The organism is Oleiphilus sp. HI0061 (assembly GCF_001635675.1).
This window is the reverse complement of sequence record NZ_LWFE01000283.1, coordinates 1-1,183: the sequence shown is the minus strand read 5'-3', so window position 1 is coordinate 1,183 and position 1,183 is coordinate 1. Positions and strand designations below refer to the sequence as shown.

Sequence of the window (1,183 nt, the reverse complement as noted above, 5' to 3'; positions counted from 1 at the left end):
CGCCTTAAGAATGTTTGTTCAAACTGGGTTTACAGTAAAAGAATCTTAAGGGGAGTAGCAAGATGCTTGAAGCCGTTTATCAATCGAAGAAAATTTCCAAGGAGCAGCTTTCCGGGCAGATGCTTGGCGTATCAAACCTGATACTGGGAATGAGTGTTGCCATGCCGCGTCTACTTCTTAGCTGGCTAAGTGAATGCGCTGAACAAGAGCGAGTTGCGCCGTTTAATTTGTATTACATGCACGGCTCAGAACATCTACGTAATACGCTTCTTAAACCGTCTTTGTCGGGGAGGATCTCGCCCAGGCCATTATTCTTAAGCGCCTCAGACCGACAAGCGCTGGCTGAGTCAAAAGATGAAGCATGGATGCAGTTTGTACCGACTAATTTTCATCAGGTTGGACGTTTGCTGACTGCCCATATATCACCGGATTGTTTTATGGTGGCAGTCTCAAGTATGGATAAACACGGTTATTTTAGTCTGGGGACTAATGCCGACTATGGCGCGAGTGTCATTCGTAAAGCCAGGCGAGTGGTGGTTGAGGTTAACTCGAATATGCCTAAAACGTTTGGTGAATGTACCATTCATATTTCCGAGATTGATGCACTGGTCGAACATGATGAGGCTCTGTGCGAAACGCAATTATCTGAGCCTGGTCCAATAGACAAGATAATTGCCAGTCAGATTGCAGAACATATCCATGATGAAGATACATTGCAGATGGGAGTTGGTGGTGTGCCAAATGCGGTGCTCGGAATGTTAGATAGCCACCGAAATTTAGGCCTGCACTCTGAGTTGTTTTCGCCCGCGATGGTTAGGTTGATTCAGTGGGGAGTTCTGACCGGTAAGAAAAAATTCTGGATGCAGCACAAGCACGTGTTTACCTTAGCTTTGGGTGACAAAGCGATGTATGACTTTATGGATGATAACCCTTCGATCGTTGGTTATCCTGCTTCCTGGGTGAATAATCCGGCAGTGATCAGTAAGAACAATAATATGGTTTCTGTAAACGCTGCAATCGAAGTTGATTTGACGGGGCAGGTGAATGCAGAGCATATGAATGGTCAGCAGTTTTCAGGCACCGGAGGGCAGTTGGATTTTGTGAGGGGGCTTATATGGCCGAGAATGGCCGTTCTTTTATCGCGCTTCATTCTACAGCAAAAAAAGGTCAGGTGAGTCGAATT

Annotated in this window: 1 pseudogene; it reads left to right on the top strand. The window is 45.9% G+C overall.

Annotated features, from left to right (window positions below):
* Positions 1–62 precede the first annotated feature (62 nt).
* Positions 63–1,183, top strand: a pseudogene (locus A3735_RS03675) (acetyl-CoA hydrolase/transferase family protein); the annotation flags it as partial.